This window comes from Hydrogenophaga sp. PBL-H3 (assembly GCF_010104355.1).
In the GTDB taxonomy this organism is placed as follows: Bacteria; Pseudomonadota; Gammaproteobacteria; order Burkholderiales; family Burkholderiaceae_C; genus Hydrogenophaga.
Genome location: NZ_CP044972.1, coordinates 1,845,928 through 1,862,868 on the forward strand (window position 1 = coordinate 1,845,928; position 16,941 = coordinate 1,862,868).

At 63.1% G+C, this 16,941-nt stretch carries 15 protein-coding genes; 3 read left to right on the forward strand and 12 right to left on the reverse strand.

Annotation, left to right across the window (positions count from 1 at the left end):
- From drmC to F9Z44_RS08695, 3 genes are all read left to right on the forward strand, one after another.
- Positions 1 to 798, forward strand: coding sequence for a DISARM system phospholipase D-like protein DrmC (gene drmC, locus F9Z44_RS08685; RefSeq protein WP_201450031.1), 798 nt, complete (start codon positions 1 to 3; stop codon positions 796 to 798).
- 438 nt (positions 799 to 1,236) lie between these two features.
- Positions 1,237 to 1,650 carry a TIR domain-containing protein gene (locus F9Z44_RS08690; protein WP_159605285.1) on the forward strand — a complete coding sequence of 138 codons (414 nt, stop codon included), beginning with the start codon at positions 1,237 to 1,239 and terminating at the stop codon, positions 1,648 to 1,650.
- Positions 1,647 to 2,618, forward strand: a complete 972-nt coding sequence (locus tag F9Z44_RS08695; protein ID WP_159605287.1) for a caspase family protein — start codon at positions 1,647 to 1,649, stop codon at positions 2,616 to 2,618. The genes F9Z44_RS08690 and F9Z44_RS08695 overlap by 4 nt, the downstream gene beginning before the upstream one ends.
- A 65-nt stretch (positions 2,619 to 2,683) precedes the next feature.
- Here the strand turns inward: F9Z44_RS08695 and F9Z44_RS08700 are convergent, their stop codons facing one another.
- From F9Z44_RS08700 to F9Z44_RS08755, 12 genes are all read right to left on the reverse strand, one after another.
- Positions 2,684 to 2,893, reverse strand: a complete 210-nt coding sequence (locus F9Z44_RS08700) for an integrase core domain-containing protein (protein ID WP_442907285.1) — start codon at positions 2,891 to 2,893, stop codon at positions 2,684 to 2,686.
- A gap of 337 nt (positions 2,894 to 3,230) precedes the next feature.
- Positions 3,231 to 3,950, reverse strand: a complete 720-nt coding sequence (locus F9Z44_RS08705) for a Crp/Fnr family transcriptional regulator (protein WP_159605291.1) — start codon at positions 3,948 to 3,950, stop codon at positions 3,231 to 3,233.
- 150 nt (positions 3,951 to 4,100) lie between these two features.
- Positions 4,101 to 5,669, reverse strand: coding sequence for an IS66 family transposase (tnpC, locus tag F9Z44_RS08710; protein ID WP_159605293.1), 1,569 nt, complete (start codon positions 5,667 to 5,669; stop codon positions 4,101 to 4,103).
- A 76-nt stretch (positions 5,670 to 5,745) separates the two neighbouring features.
- The gene (gene tnpB, locus F9Z44_RS08715; protein ID WP_159605295.1) at positions 5,746 to 6,078 is read right to left on the reverse strand and encodes an IS66 family insertion sequence element accessory protein TnpB; all 333 of its coding nucleotides are present in this window, start codon (positions 6,076 to 6,078) and stop codon (positions 5,746 to 5,748) included.
- Positions 6,075 to 6,467, reverse strand: coding sequence for an IS66-like element accessory protein TnpA (gene tnpA, locus F9Z44_RS08720; protein WP_159605297.1), 393 nt, complete (start codon positions 6,465 to 6,467; stop codon positions 6,075 to 6,077). The genes tnpB and tnpA overlap by 4 nt, the downstream gene beginning before the upstream one ends.
- 32 nt (positions 6,468 to 6,499) lie before the next feature.
- On the reverse strand, positions 6,500 to 7,216 hold the full coding sequence (locus F9Z44_RS08725; RefSeq protein WP_159605299.1) for a leucine-rich repeat domain-containing protein: 717 nt from the start codon (positions 7,214 to 7,216) through the stop codon (positions 6,500 to 6,502).
- Between the two features lie 14 nt (positions 7,217 to 7,230).
- Positions 7,231 to 8,697 (reverse strand): tyrosine-type recombinase/integrase, encoded by a 1,467-nt coding sequence (locus tag F9Z44_RS08730; protein WP_159605301.1) that lies wholly within the window; start codon positions 8,695 to 8,697, stop codon positions 7,231 to 7,233.
- A 312-nt stretch (positions 8,698 to 9,009) separates the two neighbouring features.
- Entirely contained in the window at positions 9,010 to 9,855 is an 846-nt protein-coding gene (locus tag F9Z44_RS08735; protein ID WP_159605303.1) for an efflux RND transporter periplasmic adaptor subunit, read from the reverse strand.
- Positions 9,852 to 11,852 (reverse strand): preprotein translocase subunit SecA, encoded by a 2,001-nt coding sequence (locus tag F9Z44_RS08740; protein ID WP_159605305.1) that lies wholly within the window; start codon positions 11,850 to 11,852, stop codon positions 9,852 to 9,854. Before F9Z44_RS08740 ends, F9Z44_RS08735 begins: the two co-directional genes overlap by 4 nt.
- A 4-nt stretch (positions 11,853 to 11,856) precedes the next feature.
- Positions 11,857 to 14,019 carry a peptidase M50 gene (locus tag F9Z44_RS08745; protein ID WP_159605307.1) on the reverse strand — a complete coding sequence of 721 codons (2,163 nt, stop codon included), beginning with the start codon at positions 14,017 to 14,019 and terminating at the stop codon, positions 11,857 to 11,859.
- Entirely contained in the window at positions 14,016 to 15,890 is a 1,875-nt protein-coding gene (locus F9Z44_RS08750; RefSeq protein ID WP_159605309.1) for an HlyD family efflux transporter periplasmic adaptor subunit, read from the reverse strand. The genes F9Z44_RS08745 and F9Z44_RS08750 overlap by 4 nt, the downstream gene beginning before the upstream one ends.
- A 77-nt stretch (positions 15,891 to 15,967) precedes the next feature.
- A complete protein-coding gene (locus F9Z44_RS08755) occupies positions 15,968 to 16,747 on the reverse strand; it encodes a SapC family protein (protein ID WP_159605311.1) in 780 nt (259 codons plus the stop codon).
- Between the last annotated feature and the right edge of the window lie 194 nt (positions 16,748 to 16,941).

The window sequence follows — 16,941 nt, forward strand, 5'->3', positions numbered from 1 at the left end:
GTGTCGAACGAAGTCGCAATCTCAGTCGAGAACCTCGTTCGACGCGCGCCACCAGCATGGGTCATTTCTGCCTGTGACGTGCTGCGCGGCCTTCCCGCGACCGCGACCACGGAGTTCGTTCTGCAGCGGCTCCCCACCACTTCCAACGCCAATCTCTCGATCTTGGTTGCTGAGACCGTATTCCTAGCCTCGGCCACGATGTCGTGGGAAGCGCTGAGCTGGGTTCTTCAGACCAACTCGATCACGCAGCAGCGTTGGCAGGCGCAGCACCGCATTGAACTTCTTTGGGCCGGCCCTTCGCCCGCGAGCCAGATTCCAGCCCGCCGGATAGACCAGGCCCTGTACGACCTGATCGCTAGTGCAAAACGCGAGATCCTGCTCGTCACCTTTGCCGCAGCAAAGATTGGTCGACTGACCGACCAACTGCTGAATGCAACACGGCGAGGGGTGAAGATTCGCCTGATCCTTGAGTTCGAGAAGACCTCCGAAGGACAACTAAGCTATGACGCCCTGAAAGCGTTTCCGGTGGAGCTGATCAGCGTTGTCCAGGTCTATCAATGGCCCGTCGATAAGCGCGAGCGTAACCAAGCGGGTCGACCGGGAAAGCTGCACGCCAAGGTCGCGATCGTCGATGACATCGTGCTACTTTCGAGCGCCAACCTGACAGACGACGCATTCAATCGAAACCTTGAGATTGGAGTCGTGGCGGCCGACGCCAAATTGTTGCTTTCGATCAAGAATTATTTCGATGCTCTCGTAGCGGAGCAAACATTGAAGCTGTTGCCTACGAGGGCTTGAAGTAGCGGGTACGCGACGTTTTTTGACAGACACCAGCCTCGACACCATGCCAACAACCATTCACAAGGGCTGGAACCGAGAACCGACGCGAGAGCATGTTGGGGACTGCCGGCGGATGCTTGATCGACTATTCGCAGGGTCAATAAATCCGAGGACATCGACGGAGGGTGAATCCACCAAACCTGGGAGGCAGTTCCCTTCAAGGGTGGCGAGCTGGCGGCAACCTTCGTTAGCTGGACTTGTTTGAATTGATGGTTGTCTTTAGGCTTTCTTGCAGCAACTGGGTACCCGATAACATCTGGTGCACGGTTAGGTACCGGGCTGGTCTAAGGATGGAAACCTGACTTGAGCTTCCCAGTTGCCTTAACAAATCGTTGTAGACGCAACGCGAATCGCCGACACTTCGATTCCTACATGGCAATAACAGGAGCAGGCAACATGGCAGAACCACGGGCTTTCATCAGCTTTGACATCGACAACAACAACGACCACAAAGTTTTGTTCGCTGGGCAAGCTTGGCATTCCAAAACGCCGTTTTCTCTTGAAGACTGGTCCGCGAAAGAACCGATGCCGCAGGTGCAGTGGGAGTCCCTAGTCAAGGCGAAGGTGAACAGGACGCACTTTATGGTCGTTCTGGTGGGCCGGCACATGGCTACAGCTACAGGCGTCGTTAAAGAAATTGCTATGGCGAGAAGCCAGAACGTTCCGGTCTTTGGAATCTATGTCGATGGGGCCAACAGCACAAGCGTTCTGCCCGCTGGTTTGGCCCGCAACCGAGTCATTTCCTGGACATGGGACGGCGTCGCATCTGCGGTTAAGCAGATGATGAGCGAAGGGAAGAACGCGAAATGAAAAAGGCGCTAGTTGTCGGCATCAACTATTACCCTAAGGTCGGGCACCTGCATGGCTGCGTCAATGATGCCTACGCAGTAAGCCAGGTGCTGGCCCGTCATATGGATGGGCAGCTGAACTTCGATGTGCGGCTTGTCACCGCGGTAGACTCGTCGAGCGCAGTTAGTCGCAAGGCGCTGAAGGAGGCGGTGACGGCTCTTTTCACAGACGACAGCGAGGTCGCGCTCTTGTATTTCGCCGGCCACGGCCACGTCGAAGATGTCGGCGGGTACCTCGTCACATCAGATTGCGAAGACGGGGATGACGGACTGTCGCTCGACGAAGTGCTCAACTTTGCAAACGAGTCCGAGGCCAAGAACAAGATACTGGTCCTCGACAGCTGTTACTCCGGCGCTGCGGGCACTCCCAAGTCCTTGGGCGACAAGGCGCTTCTCAGCGAAGGCATGACAATCCTGACGGCTTCTAGCAAAGACCAATATGCAATGGAAGAAAACGGTTCGGGGGTATTTACTTCCTTGCTTGTTGATGCCTTGAATGGAGGCGCCGCAAATCTGTTGGGGGACATCACCCCGGGAAGCATCTACGCGCACATAGACCAGTCGCTCGGTGCGTGGGAACAGCGACCAATCTTCAAGACTAATGTCAAGGCTTTCACTTCGCTGCGAAAGGTCGCCCCGCCGATTCAGTTGAATGACCTGAAGCAAATCACGGCTCTTTTCCCGAAGCCAGGAGCAGACTTTGCACTCGATCCGAGTTTCGAGCCACAACCGCCCGCCCCCAACCATGGCGTGGCGCCAGACCCTGAGAACAATCGAAAGTTCGCGATCCTTCAGAAACTGAACCGTTTGAACCTCGTGAAGCCGGTGGGAGAGGAGCACATGTACTTTGCCGCCATGAATTCCAAACCTTGTAAGCTTACTGTTCTAGGGGAGCACTACTGGTATCTCATTACTAAGGGCCGCATCTAGATTGCGACGCAGTGAAGCCACCTCCATTTCCTGAGTCAGTCAGAAGTAGAGGTTGGGGAATTGTTTCAAAGGTATTCGACTGGAGGGAACCGGCCCAGTGACTCATGCGGTCGGTGGTGGTTGTAACGGTTAAGCCAGTCGGTGGTCATGTCTCTGACCTTCTGCAGTGAATCGAACACGTAGCAGTCCAACACTTCGGTACGGTAGGTCTTGTTGAAGAGTTCGACAGATGCGTTCTGGGTGGGATCTTTGTGAGTCAACTCTCCGTCGAGCACTGACAATCATGGATCGGCGGCGCAACTCTGTAAGCGCGCGGCCATCCCACCCTTGAAGGGATCTGTCTAAGCGGCAACGATGGTGTCCGCCAACGATTTAGGTGGACACCATGAATGAAGCCAAGAAGAAGACCCGCCGGCGGCACAGCGCCGAGCTCAAGCAGCAGATCATTGCTCAGTGCGCCGAGCCGGGCCTTGAGGGATGCCAGGGACGCCTGATCGGTGAGCTGGGTGCAACCGCCCAGGTTCAGCCATTGCAGGTTGATGGTAAGCGTGCGGCAATCCCATCTAGTAAGCGACTGGTGTGCAAGACGCGAATTTCTTCAACCGCAATATTTCAGATTGCCACAAGGTCAGGCAGCAGGCGCTCGTACTCCGCTCGCACCACTTCGTAGCACTCGCAAGTCCGGGCCTCAAGTTTCGGGCGATCAAGCACCGTGATACGGCCCCGTGAATAGCGGATCACTCCAGCTGCCTGCAGCTTGAGGGCCGCTTCGGTCACACCCTCACGCCGCACTCCCAACATGTTTGAAATCAAATCTTGGGTCATCCTCAGCTCATTGCCAGTCAGGCGATCCAAGCTGAGAAGCAGCCAACGGCAAAGTTGTTGATCAAGGGAGTGGTGGCGGTTGCACACCGCTGTCTGGCACATCTGTGTGAGCAGCGCCTGCGTGTAACGCAACATCAAGTGCATCACGGGGCCAGCGGTATCGAAGTCACGCTTGATGGTGTCGGCGCTGAGACGGTAGCCCATACCAGCGCTCTGAACGACAGCTCTGCTTGGGGTTGTGTTCCCGCCCATGAGGATCGAGACGCCAACGACACCTTCGTTTCCGACCACCGCAATTTCAGCCGAGGATCCGTTCTGCAAAACGTACAGCAGAGAAACGATGCCGCTCGTGGGGAAACAGACGAAAGTCATCTGCTCGCCAGATTCGTATAGGACCTTGCCCAGAGGTAAGTGAACCAACTCAAGCATGGGCTTCCAGTGCTGCCATTCGGCATGGGGTAAACAAGCCAGCAGTTGGTTCTTGCGTGGATCGTCGTGTTGAGTCATGTGGCCTACCTCAAGGTTGACTACTGTCACAGGACGAGGCTCGCCGATGGATCTGTAGATGTCGCAGGATCAAACGGATTCACAGGGAAATCTGTACGATACCGTACATAGTGTCAACCGTATTCGCTGGGTGCGCTACCAGGCATTCTTTTATTGGATTGGGCTGTGGAGCTGCCAGCGGTGCGGCAGCAGTTCGTCAATTCGGCTTGCCCGATGCATAGGCAGGCGTGCCATCACGTCGCGCAGGTAGGCGTAGGGGTCGTGCCCGTTCATGCGCGCCGTCTGGATCAAACTCATCACCGCTGCCGCCCGCTGGCCTGCGCGCAAGCTGCCAGCGAACAGCCAGTTGTTGCGGCCGATTGCGATGGGCCGGATCTGGTTCTCAATCCAGTTGTTGTCAACCGGCAGTTGCCCATCATCGGCGAACCGAATGAGTGCTGCCCAGCGCTTAAGGCTGTAGTCCAGTGCCTTGGCGGTGGCCGATCCGTCGGGAACCTTGCGCCGCTGCAGCGTCATCCATTCGTGCAGGGCGTCCATGGCAGGCTTCGTTCTCTCCTGCCGAACTGCCAGGCGCTGCTCAGCGCTGATCTCCTTGACCTCACGCTCGATCTCATAAATGCGGGCCAACTGCTCCAGCGCCCTCTGGGCGATCTGGCTCTGGTTTGCCGCGTGCAGATCGAAGAATTTGCGCCGCGCGTGCGCCAGGCAGCCCACCTCGGTGACGCCGGCGGCCAGAAGCGCTTTGTACCCGCTGAAGTCATCGCACACCAGACTGCCCTTCCAAGTGCCCAGGAAGTTGCGCGCGTGCTCGCCTGCGCGGCTCTCGCAGAAATCGTAGACTACCGCCCTCGTGTGCTCGAAGGCCCCCGTGGCATATGCCCAGAGGTAGGCCCTGTGTGTCTTACCGTTGCCCGGCTTGAGCATGGCCACAGGCGTCTCGTCTGCATGCAGCACGCGTTGCTGTAGCAGCTCGTTTCTCAGGGCATCGACCAGTGGCTGCAACTGAACGCCACACGAGCCCACCCATTGCGCCAGCGTGGAGCGTGGGATGGCCAGACCTGCTCGACCGAAGATCGCTTCCTGGCGGTATAGCGGCAGGTGGTCGGCGTACTTGGCCACCAGCACCTGCGCCAGCAGCCCGGTGGTGGGGATGCCCTTGTCGATGACGTGCGGAGCGACGGGAACTTGGACGAGCGTTTGGCATTGAGCGCAGGCCCATTTGCCGCGAATGTGACGCTCAACCGTGAACACGCCGGGCACGTAGTCCAGCTTCTCGGCCACCTCCTCGCCGATGCGCTTCATCTGGCAGCCACAACCCGGGGTGTGGCAAGTCGTGGACTCGGGCTCGTGGCGGATCTCGCGCCGCGGCAGGTTGGCCGGCAGGGGTGCGCGTTTGGGGACTTGCTTGTCTTGGCGGCATGCCACTGGCGGCGTGGCCTGCTCGATCTCATCGGCCACGGCCTGCAGGTCCTCATCCAGCGATTCATCGAGCAGGCTCTTCTGCTCGGCGCTGAAGCGCTCCGACTGCGCGGCGAACTTCATGCGCTTTAGCAGCGCGTTCTCGTGCGTGAGCTTGTCGATCAGGGCCTGCTTGAAGACCACCTCCTGGCCCTGGCGCTCAATCACGCCGTCTCGCTCGGCCAGCTCACTCATCAACGACAGCAGAGCCGCTCGCATCTGCTGCGGCTCCAGGGTGTCAAGGTGGTCTGCGGTGATCACGAGAAAGGATGATGCGACGAACATCACCCTCGCGCATCGGTGCAAGCTCTGATTGCTTAGCCAACGACCCGACCACTCAAAGCACGGTGATGATTCCGCCCTCGCCGACGTTCTTCCACGGCAGGCCCAGCACGAGCGCATCGAACTGCGTGCGGCTGAGTGTTGCGGTGGTGGCGGCATCGCTCGGCCAGACGAACTTCCCTCTGTTCAGGCGCCGGGCCGCAAGCCACACACCGATGCCGTCGTGCACCAGCACCTTCATGCGGTTGGCCCGTCGATTGGCGAACAGGTAGGCGTGGTGTGGGCGCGCCGCGCCAAAGACAGCCACTACGCGGGCCAGCGCCGTCTCGGTGCCAGCCCGCATGTCCAGCGGCTCGGTGGAGAGCCACAGTGCATCGATACGGATCATCGGAGCCAGTCGCGCAGCCACGCTGCACATGACGCTGCATCCTCCAGTGGCCAGTTCACGTTCACCACGCCGGCACTGCGCCGAACCTCAACTTGGATCGCACGCGCCAGGGGCGAGCTGGTCTCAGTTGCTGGGACCTGTTCAACTGGTGGAGGCAGATTCAACGCCACGAACTCATTCCGGGGCGCTGGCAGCAGGGAGTCCGCTTGCTCGCGCATCCAGCGGTGAACGATGTTGGCGTTGATTCCGTGGGCAAGCGCCACGCCGGCCACTGACGCGCCAGAGACCTGGCATTCAGCCACGATCTGACCTTTGAGTTCTGGAGGGTAGTAGCGCCGCTTGGGGCGTTGGGCGATCGTGTCGTTCGCCATGGTGTGCATCATCTTCATCGTGCACACGATGCCTCGGCGCTGGGTCTATCTCAAGATGGGATTGCCGGACGCATACGGTTGATGAGGGAGGCCAGCGGGCCCAGATCGCTTAACTGGGTGCAACCGCCCAGGTTCAGCCACTGCAGGTTGGTGAAGGAAGCCAGGGGCGCCAGATCACTGAGCTGGGTGCAACCGCTCAGGTTCAGCCTTTGCAGGCTGGTGAGGGAAGCCAGGGGCGCCAAATCGCGGAGCTGCTCGCATTCGCTCAGGTCCAGCGACTGCAGGGCTGCGAGGGATGCCAGCGGGGCCAGATCTTTGAGCTTGTCACAGCTGCGCAGGTCCATCAACTGCAAGGCTGTGAGGGAAGTCAGCGGCGCTAGATCAGTTAGCTGGTGGCAACCGCGCAGGTCCAGCGATTTCAGTCCTGTGACGCAGGCCAGCGGCGCCAGATCATTTATTTGGTGGCAGTTGCTAAGGTCAAGCGTCTGCAGCTTGGTGAGAGAGGCCAGTGGCGCGAGATCGCTAAGTTGGTCGCAGCCGCTCAGGTTTAGACACTGCAAGTCGAGGAGGGAAGCAAGCGGCGCCAATTCGATAAGCTGGTGGCAATTGGTCAGATGCAACTCCACGAGTGAGCCAGAAAGCTTCGCCAAGTCGCTTGGCAAGACTTCAATACGCAAATCGCTCAGGGACAACGTCCTTGCGCCGTCTTGCGCAACCTCCTCAATCATGGCACGTGCGATGGCTTCGGCTCGAATATGTCGTGGCATTCGCTTTAGCCTGATTAAACGAGTTGAAGAATAGGGTCAGGCGAAGGCACAGCTTGCAGGTTTTTTCTCTCAGCCTGGGTGTCGAATTTCACGCAGGCCTGCTCCAGTATCCAAGTTTCAATTCTTTCGTGGTGAACTCGTAGCAGATCGAGGGGGCGTCGCTTGTAGTGCTTTTCTGCAGTCGCGCTGGGCTTATGGCCTTGAATCTGTGCCACCACACCTGCGGGTATTTCCAGCCATTCTGTCAGGCTCGCGAACGAGCGTCGGAGCCCGTGGAGGGTCAGGCCCTCAACTCCTGCCGCTTTGCACGCGCGAGTGTGCGGAGTGTTTGGCTCGGACAGTTTGCCGCCTGCACCCCGCATCTTGACATCACCTACAGGTGCATCCACTCCCATGTGGACGGCTTTCTCAGCGCGGCGCCTGACATTCGTGGGGCTCATGTCCAGAGCGTAAACGCTGGAAAACACCCACTCGTTGCGACGTGGAAGGGTGGACAGTAGATGAGCTACGTAGGGCGTGAGCGGGATCTCCCTTGTCCCTTCCACCTTGTCCTTGATGCTTATGCCTTTCCATTGCGTGTTTACGTCTGCCCACTGCAAGGCCAACACTTCACCTGGCCTTGCACCGGTTAAGAGCAGCATCTGTAGGTAAGCGGCGATGCATGGGTTTTGTATTTGCCGAACCTGTCCAAACCATGCGGACAGTTGTTCACGTGTCAAGACGTCGGACTTGACACCAGCTTTTCCAAGCGCCTCCCTGGCCTTGCGACTTTTAGCGGGGTTCTGAGTCGGAACAATACCTGCGTACTGCTGCTGTTCGGCGCACCACCTCAAGAACACTGAGAGCAAACGCCAAGCAAGTCGAGCCGACGACGGGCGGGTTTTCCCCTCAGCTGCAGCCCAACTTTCGATAGCGGTGCTGTCCAAGGAGCTGAGCCGCATTGGCATCAACGCTGCCAGCGGTCCAGGCTGCGTTTTGCGGTCAGTCTGCCCACGGCGTTTGGAAGGTTCGCCGCCTGGGGAGGCCTTGATGAGGTGGTCGCGCAGATGCAACTCTCCCCAGTGGGGTCGGCGCTCTGCGACATAGGCCGTCCAAGCTTCTCCCACAGTTACCTCCCTTGCCACCTCCTGTGCCTTAGATGCTCTGCGCGACTCATGTTGCAGTCGATCAATCTCACGGGGGTCCTGTCCCCTGTCCAACATTACTGCCAGGGCGCGAGCTTCCGTGCGCGCTTGGTCGATGCTCCATATGCGAACGTCGCCAATAGTGCGCCGGATGGTTTGCCTATTCAGCTTTGACTCGAATACGAACGACTTGGCTCCCGTGTTCGTAACCCTGACGCGCAAGCCGGGGACTTTGGTATCGCGCAGAAAGCTTTGGGCTTTGGAGTCAGCGCGGCAGTTCAAGCGCTCGATGGCCCCTGCAGTCAGTTCTATGGCCTGGCTAGTATCCGGTGCATCGGTTTTTTTTGGTCTAGCCATGTTGGGCCTTATCAGTTCAGAAGCCAGATTGGCATTTCGTGTAGCCACAGTGTAGCCAAAAATCCTCAGTTTTGATGAATACGGATCAACGGAGAAACTGGATAAATGCACAGATATAATCGTATAAGGTGTTGAGTTGTATATTATTTGTCTACAAAGATCAACACCGTGAAATGATTACTTGGCAGGATTGTGATTCCTGTTGTCGTGGGTTCGAGCCCCATCAGCCACCCCACCATTTGAACCCCAGCAAGGCCTTGACAAAGGCTTTGCTGGGGTTTCGTGTTTCTGGCCCTGCCAGAATCACCGGCGTCAGCGCACCGAGTTGACCTTGGCCGCAGCCAGACTGCCAATGCCGGGGAAGTCCACCCGGCAGCGCAGGCCACCCGGAATCTTTCCGTTGGGGTTGGGCAGTTCCAGCTGCACGCCATAGGTGCCACTGGCCGCGTCGAACACGCGGTCCACCACCTTGACCTTGGCGTCGTACACCTCGCCGGCTTCGGTCTTCACCTGCCCGCTGGTGCCCTGCTTGAGCTGGCCAAACGTGGCCAGCGGCAGCACCACCTCCACGCGCAGCGGGTCCATGCGGGCCAGTTTCAGGATGGGCTTGCGCCCGTTGCCAGCCTCGGCGAGGTCGCCGGGGTTGAGCATGCGGTCCACCACCACGCCGTTGAACGGACTGCGCAAGGTCTTCTGGTTGAGCAGGTCCATCGAGCGCTGCAGTTCCAGGCGCGCCAGCTCCTGGTTCTCCATCGCTTCCTTGAGCTCGGCCTCGGCCAGCCTGCGTTCGGTCTCCGCTTCGTCGCGCGCCTGCGCCGAGAGAAAGTTGCCACCGTGCAGTTCGTCGGAGCGCTTGGTCTTGCGCTGCGCGTATTCCATGCGGTTCTTCGACGCGGCGATGCGCCCGTCGGCCTGGGCGCGAAAGCGCGCCACGGCCAAGGCCGAGCGCTCCAGCGCGGCGTCCAGTTCCACCACGGTCTGACCGGCTTTCACCTCGTCACCGCGCTGCACATGGATGCGGTGGATCAGGCCCTCCACGGCGCTGCGGATCTCCACCGTCTGCGACGGCTCCAGCAGACAGTCGAAGCTGGCGGCGGTGCCGTGAAGCGGCAGGACCAGCAGGCAGGCGGCAGCGAGCAGGTGAGGGCGGTGGTTCATGGTTGTCTCCCGGAAAATGACAACAGCTGGTCCAGCTGCTGGTCTTGCTTGAGGGTCTGTACCCGAGTCTGGGCCTGCAGCCGCTGCGCGCGCGCCTGCGCGAGCCGGCGCAGGGCCTGGACAAGCTTGGGTGAGAGGGCTTGTCCGCGGCTGAGCCGGGCCCGCGCCAGCCGCGTGGCCCACGGTGCGTGCAAGGTGAATATCTCGTCCTGAAGCGACACCAGGGCCGAACAGCTGCCGGGGTCGCCCTGGCGGGCGCAGCGGCCAAACAACTGGCGGTCCACGCGCTGCGACTCGTGGTACTCGGTCAGCACCACATGCAGCCCGCCGCGCTGGAGCACGTCGTCTTCGAGCAGGATGTCGGTGCCCCGGCCGGCCATGTTGGTCGCCACGGTGATCCGTCCGGCGTGGCCCGCCTGGGCGACCACCTCGGCTTCGATGTGGTCCTGCTTGGCGTTGAGCAAGGCGTGCGGCAGGCCGCGCTCGTGCAGCACCGCGCTGATTTCTTCCGACGCCTTGACCGAGCGCGTGCCAATCAACACGGGCCGACCATCAACCTGTGCGATGCGCTGCACCTCGTCGGCCACCGCCTGCCATTTCTCGGCGGTGGTGAGAAAGACACGGGTGGGCGCCATCACCCGGAGTGACGGTCTGTGCAGCGGGATCGGCACCACCGAGAGGCCATACACCGCGTTCAGTTCTCCGGCCACTTCGCTCGCCGTGCCGGTCATGCCGCCAAGCACCAGGTAGCGGCGGAACAGCCGCTGGTAGGTGATGCGCGCGAGCGTGCGGCGCTCGTCGGTGAGCTCCACCCCTTCCTTGGTCTCGATCATCTGGTGCAAGCCGCGCTCCCAGCTTCGGTCGGGCAGGATGCGACCGGTCGACTCGTCGACGATCTGCACCTTGCCCTCGGCCACCACGTAGTGTTCGTCGCGGCGGAAGAAGTGCAGTGCGCTCAGGGCCTGGCGCACCAATTCCTCGCGTCCGCGCGTGGAGGTCCACATACCGGGCAGGTCTTGCGCGAAGGCGTCCACGCGGTCGATGCCCTCGTCGGTGAGCACGACGCGGTGGGCGGCCAGGTCGATCTCGCAGTCGGCACCGGGCTGCATCGCTTGCGCCAGCGCCAAGGCCTGCGTGCAGTTCTCGGCCAGCTCGTTGCCGGGTGCGGTGGCCGACAGGATCAATGGCGTGCGGGCTTCGTCGATGAACACGCTGTCGGCCTCGTCGACGATGGCGAAGTGCAGGCCACGCAGCACCAGGCCCGCACCCGCGCTCGCGCCGCCCAGGCGCTCCAGCGAGAGGTGCAGCGGACTCTGGCGCACACCGAGTGCCACGCGGTCGCGCAGGTAGTCGAAGGCGATTTCCTTGTTGGTGCAATAGGTGATGGGCCGTGCATACGCGCGTGCCCGTTCGACGGGCGACAGGCCCTGTATCACCGCGCCTGCGTCCAGGCCGACAAACCGGTAGAGCGGGCCGAGTTCTTCGGCATCGCGCTCCGCCAGGTAGTCGTTCACCGTGATGACGTGCACCGGCCGCCCGGCCAGCGCTGCCGTGGCGGCGGCCAGCGCGGCGGTGAGCGTCTTGCCTTCACCCGTGGCCATTTCCACCAGACGACCATGCAGCAGGCCCCAGGCCCCCATGAGCTGGGTGTCGAAATGGCGCCGGCCAAGCACGCGCCCGGTGGCTTCGCGCAGCAGCGCGAAAGCCTCGCCCGTGAGCGCCGGGGTGAAGCCTTCGCGCCGCAGGCCCGGGCGCAAGCGGTCGATGCGCGCGCGCAGGGCCGCGTCGTCCAGGTTCGCCACACCGGGGTTGTGCTCTCGCACCACGTCCAGCAGGGGCTGGTAGCGACGCCGTGCCCGCAAGGCGCGTTGCTGCAAAGGCCTCAGCGTGGCCGAGTAGATCGTTCGGGCCAGGCGGTCGGTCCAGCCGGGCTGGCCCTGGCCGCGCTCGGCGAAGGGGCGCAACACCAGATCGGGGTGGCTGAGCGCGCGCGACATCGCCCTACACCTGGAACTGTGTGAGGAACACGCGGCGGATGCCGCGGTACCACTGCCGACCCAGTGGCTCGCGCTGATGGTCAAAGCGCACATGCACCCGCTGGCCGAAAAGCTCGGCCGCCGGGCCGCTGGGTATCTCCACGTCGAACTGGAACAGCCGCTCCAGCGTCTTCGTTCCATGCGGATCCTGCGGGTCGGTGGCGATGCGTCCGCCGCCGCTGGTGGCCAGCGCGCGGCTGGGCAGCAGCGATTCTCCCGCCGGCACTTCGCGCACCACGCGTCCTTCGATCACCTGGGCCAGTTGATCCGAGAGGCGCACCTGCACCCGGTCGGTGGTCAGCCGCACCACATCGATCTCGGCCTGGGTGATGACCACCCGCGCCAGCGTGGTCTGTTGCACCCGCGCCGGGTCGATCACATAGCCCAGCACCTCGCCCTGGCGCAGATAGCGCCCAAGCAGGTCGCCGCCCTGGGGCAGCTGGAAGACGCCAGCCGCACCGGCCACCGCCACCAGGCGATCGGCGTGCTCGCGCGCCAGGCGCAGGCCGGTCTGCTCGGCCTGCAGCTTCTGCCGCACGATCTCGGCTTCGGCCGGCTGGCTGAACATGCGCGAGGCCAGTTCGATGCCCAGCTCGTCGACTCGCGCCTGAAGTCGCTGCAACTCGGCCTGCAGGGCTGGGTCCTCCAGCCGCACCAGTGCGTCACCGGGTCGCACGCTGCTGCCAGGCACCGCAAGCACCGCCGTCACAAAGCCGTTGCGCCCCGCGCGCACCAGCGATTCGTCGGGTAGCCACACCACGCCTTCGGCCTGGGTGCGAAAGGGCATGGGCACGACCAGCACCAGCACGAGCAGCGTGGCCAGCGCACCGCCCACCACGGCCATGCTGCGGGTGCGGTGGCGGGCCAGCCGTCCGCTCGTGAACAAATGACGCAGGCCCTTGAACACGGGCACCAATGCCATGGTGGCCACCGCCCAGAGCGCCAGCAGCACGCCGATGAAGAAGAACTGCGTGGCCACGAACAGCGCGATGGCCACCGTGACGAAGATGCGGTAGAGGGTGGACGCGAAGCCGTAGAACAGGAACCACAGTCGTTCGCCCGTGGTGTGCGCCACATCCTCACCGTCCCGCACGCCCAGCAGGTAGCGCTCGAACAGGTGGCTCCAGTATTTCAGCGAGCGCTGCGCCAGGTTGGGCATCTCGATCAGATCGACCAGGATGTAATAGGCGTCGTAGCGCAGCAGGGGGTTGCCGTTGAAGATCACCGTGGACATGCCCGCCACCAGCATCACGTTGAACAGCACCGCCCGCACCAGGCCCGGCTCGGCCATCAGCCAGAGGTAGAAGGCCAGCGCCGCCACGAACATCTCCACCAGCATGCCGGCCGCGCCCACCACCGCGCGCTGCGTCTTGGAGCGGAATACCGTGGCGGCCGAGGCCTCCACATAGGGCACGGGCATCAAGACCAGGAACATCAGGCCCATGTCGTGCACTTCGCCACCGCCGGCCTTGGTGGCGTAGGCGTGGCCGAGTTCGTGCAGGGCCTTGAGTGCCGGGAACACCAGCCACAGCAACAGCAGGTTGTCCACGGCCAGCACGCGGTCACTGAGGTTCTCGGTGAGCTCACCCCATTGGGCCGGCACCATCAGCAGCGCCGGCAGCACCACCACCAGCCACAGCAGCGCCCCCCAGCGGCTCCACAGCGGGCGCGCCAGCCACTGGGTGCGGTTCAGAAAAGTCTCCGGGTCCCACAGGGGCAGGCGCAGCGCCATGGGGTTGGTCCATGAGCGGCGGCGCTTGGTGTTCACCTCGCGCTCGCCACGCTCGAACAGCTCGGCGGTGTCGGGCGTCACGTCGGTCTGCAGCAGGTCGGTGCCATGCAACTGGCCCAGCAGCTGGATGACCTCGTCCTGCGTGGGCGCGTCGTCGCCCAGGTGGCGGTTGGCAATGGTCCACAGCTCGTCCACCGTGCGTTCGCCGTTCATGGCCGCAATCAGCAGCCGCGCGGCCGGCGTGAAACGGTGCACGCGCCCGGTGGCCGGGTCTTGCAGCAGGTACCAGACCTCGCCCCGGTAGCGGTGGCGGTACAGGCGGGCCTGGGTGCGCAAGCGAGGTCGCAGCGCCGACACCCGGTGCCACGAACTGCTGGTGACCGGTCCGCTGCTCACGGCAACCAGTTCCAGAGCGCCAGGCGCAACCAGTCGACGAAACGGTGGGTCCAGATCCAGAGCAGTCGGCGCTCGCCGACCAGAACCTTGCCCACCCCTTCCATGCCCGGGCGCAACCGCTCGGATGCCAGGTCGACCTGGGCCTCGACCCGGAAGTGGTTGCGTCCGTCCTCGGCGGTGGTCACCGGGGTGATGTGCTTGACCGAAAACGCCAGCGTCTGCCCGGGCAGACCCGAAAGCGCCAGCTCGCCGGTCTGGCCCGGTTGCAGGTGCGAGATGTCCCGCTCGTCCACCTGCAGGATCACGCGGTAGGCGTCCAGCGGCGCAATTTCGAACAGCACCTTGCCCTGCTCAACCGGCGTGCCCAGCAGCTGGCTCAGATCGCCGGCCACCACCACGCCGTCAAACGGGGCCTGCAGACTGGCGCGCGCCAGTCGGGACTCCACCAGCGAGAGCTGGGCCTGGGCTTGTTCGATCTGGGCACCGGCCAGCAGCATGCTGGTGCGGTCCTGTATGGCCATGGCCTGGCGCTGTTTGCCCTGCAACTGCTGCAGCTCGGCATTCCAGCGCGCCTGCTCCAGGCGCAGGTCGCGATCGTCCAGGCGGGCCAGCACCTGGCCCTGACGCACCGTGTCGCCCGCGCGCGCCAGACTCTCGATCACATAGCCATTGAACGGCGCCACCGCGGCGCGCTGCACCGCACCCTCAACCACGGTGCGCGCGGACACGCGGTGGTCGGCATTGAACAGACCCAACACCAGCAGCAGGCCCACCACCACCAGACCGATCAGCTTGGCGCCCGGGTGGCCCGGGCCGAACATCACCACGCCGGCATGGCGCACGTGATCGGCGGCGCGTTGCCACAAGCCGCGCTCGTTGGTTTGCTTGAGGGCCAGCACCGGCCCCAGCGCCAGGCCCAGGGCCTTGCAGGTCTCGACCGTGGCGGGGTCGAAAGGCGTGGCGCGTTCGAAGCTCAGCACACCGATGGCCTGCCCCTGGTCGACCAGAGGCACCGAGCAGATGGCCGCCGAGCCGGTTTCGCGGGCGAGTTCGGCGTGGGCCAGGGCGCCGAGTTCATCGCCATCGGGTGGTGGATGGACCAGCGCGGTGTCCAGGTCGAGCACCTCGTCCATGGAGTCGGACAGCAGGCGAACCAGGTTGCTGCGGGCGTCGAAGGTGGCGGTGTTGGAGAGGGCCTGCACCCGGATCTCGCCGTCGTTGTCCAGGCCCAGGCTCACGCGCTCGCAACCCAGGCGCAGGGTCAGGTCGTTGACCGTGGCCACGCACGACACGCCCAGCCCCGGGTCCTGCACGGCGGTGGCCATGACATCGGCCAGCAGACCCAGGCGCTGCATGTGTTCCAGTTGTCGCGTGTGGCGGCGCTGGCGGAACTGGTCGACCAGCCAGGCCGTGCCCCAGTGCACCAGGCGCAGGCCGCGCTGCAACTCGGCTTCGGCGCCCGGCGTGAGGTGCACCACCACGGCACCGTGCAACTCGCCGTCGACCTCGATCGGGTAAGCCATGTGCACCGGTTGGTCGCGCCCGGGGGGCGAGCTGCCGTCGGCACCCACGACCACACCGCGGCGCTCCTGCAGCGCCCGGGTGGCCGCTGTTGCCAGGTACTGCATCGGGCGCGTGGCGTCGGGCCACACGGCGGCGGCCACGTAGCTGCCGCCGGCACTGCTGTCGCTTTCATCGCGCAGCAGCAGGAGGGCGCCGCGCGCCTGCTCCATCTGTGCGCACAGGATGCCCAGCCAGCTGGTGTTGAACTCGCCGGCCGTGGCCGGTGCGGTGAACTGGGCCCAGGCCACCGACTCGGCCCGAGCCGGATCGCTCTGGACCAGCGAATGAATGGAGGCAGTGCTCGACATGGCTGGCCTGGATGGGCGGGGTCGGAAGGCGCCGCCCCGAGCGCCCCGCTTCGGGGGCGGGGGAGGACGTCAGTGGATCAGGCGGCGGCCTGCTGGCGCACCGGGGCGGGCGCAGCGTCGTCTTCCTTGCCGCCGGCAATCACCGTCAAGCGATCGCGCATGCCGGCGAAATTGCGGATGGACTCCAGGTGCAGGTAGATCAACTCCAGCTCGTCGGTCTGCGCCAGTTCGCTGAGCTTGTCACCCGACAGGGCCTTGAGCTTCTTGCGGTCCACCGCCATGAAGCCCGTGAGCGCGAGCTTCTCGCCGCTGGGCAGGGTGACGGAGGCCTGCATGGATTCAAACAGGTCCAGTTCCTTGAGTTTCTGGCAGAAGGCCTGAGTGCGCTGGAACTGCGCCTGGTAGTTCTGCAGGAACTTCAGCACGTTGTCCACATAGGGCGTGGCCTTGCCGGCCTCGTCAAACAGGCGCTGTCCGCGATCGGCCTGGTTGCAGCCCTTGTAGGCCTCGTCGATGCACAGCGTCAGGGTCTTGCCCTGCTCGTCGCTGGAGAAGATGAACGGGTAGCGGCGAATGAAGGCGGGGATGTACTTGCCGTCCCAGTTGCCGGCTGAATTCAGGTAGACGTTCTGGTTGCCCCGCATGCCCAGGATGACGACCGGCATGATGCCTTTGTCGTTGCCCGCGAAGACGATGGCGTACTCGCTGGCCGCAGGCGGAAACTCCACCGCCATGAGCGGTACCGAGTTCACCTTGGCGCTGAAGGCGTAGTCGCCCGAGGGCTCGATGGACCACTGGGCGTGGCGCCGCGACGACACCGGGAATGCGTTTTCATAAATCAGCATTTGCGTGCTCATGGGGATTCCTTCCTAGGCTTGCAGTTCGACCGACATGTCAGCGGCCCTCAACTGGGCCCCTGTGCGATCCATGCTAAGACTGGGCGACGTAGAAATGACCTAGAAATCACGCACGGCACAGCGCCCTTGGGGTGCGGGCAAACCCGGGGGACTCAGTCCCCCGGGCGGTCAGGCGCCTGGCGTGGGCGCCGTGG

Coding starts and splice junctions, on each gene's coding strand:
- F9Z44_RS08690 (WP_159605285.1), top strand. CDS start 1,237: ATGGCAGAACCACGGGCTTTCATCAGCTTTGACATCGACAACAACAAC.
- F9Z44_RS08695 (WP_159605287.1), top strand. CDS start 1,647: ATGAAAAAGGCGCTAGTTGTCGGCATCAACTATTACCCTAAGGTCGGG.
- F9Z44_RS08705 (WP_159605291.1), bottom strand. CDS start 3,950: ATGACTCAACACGACGATCCACGCAAGAACCAACTGCTGGCTTGTTTA.
- tnpB (WP_159605295.1), bottom strand. CDS start 6,078: ATGATCCGTATCGATGCACTGTGGCTCTCCACCGAGCCGCTGGACATG.
- tnpA (WP_159605297.1), bottom strand. CDS start 6,467: ATGAAGATGATGCACACCATGGCGAACGACACGATCGCCCAACGCCCC.
- F9Z44_RS08725 (WP_159605299.1), bottom strand. CDS start 7,216: ATGCCACGACATATTCGAGCCGAAGCCATCGCACGTGCCATGATTGAG.
- F9Z44_RS08730 (WP_159605301.1), bottom strand. CDS start 8,697: ATGGCTAGACCAAAAAAAACCGATGCACCGGATACTAGCCAGGCCATA.
- F9Z44_RS08735 (WP_159605303.1), bottom strand. CDS start 9,855: ATGAACCACCGCCCTCACCTGCTCGCTGCCGCCTGCCTGCTGGTCCTG.
- F9Z44_RS08740 (WP_159605305.1), bottom strand. CDS start 11,852: ATGTCGCGCGCGCTCAGCCACCCCGATCTGGTGTTGCGCCCCTTCGCC.
- F9Z44_RS08750 (WP_159605309.1), bottom strand. CDS start 15,890: ATGTCGAGCACTGCCTCCATTCATTCGCTGGTCCAGAGCGATCCGGCT.
- F9Z44_RS08755 (WP_159605311.1), bottom strand. CDS start 16,747: ATGAGCACGCAAATGCTGATTTATGAAAACGCATTCCCGGTGTCGTCG.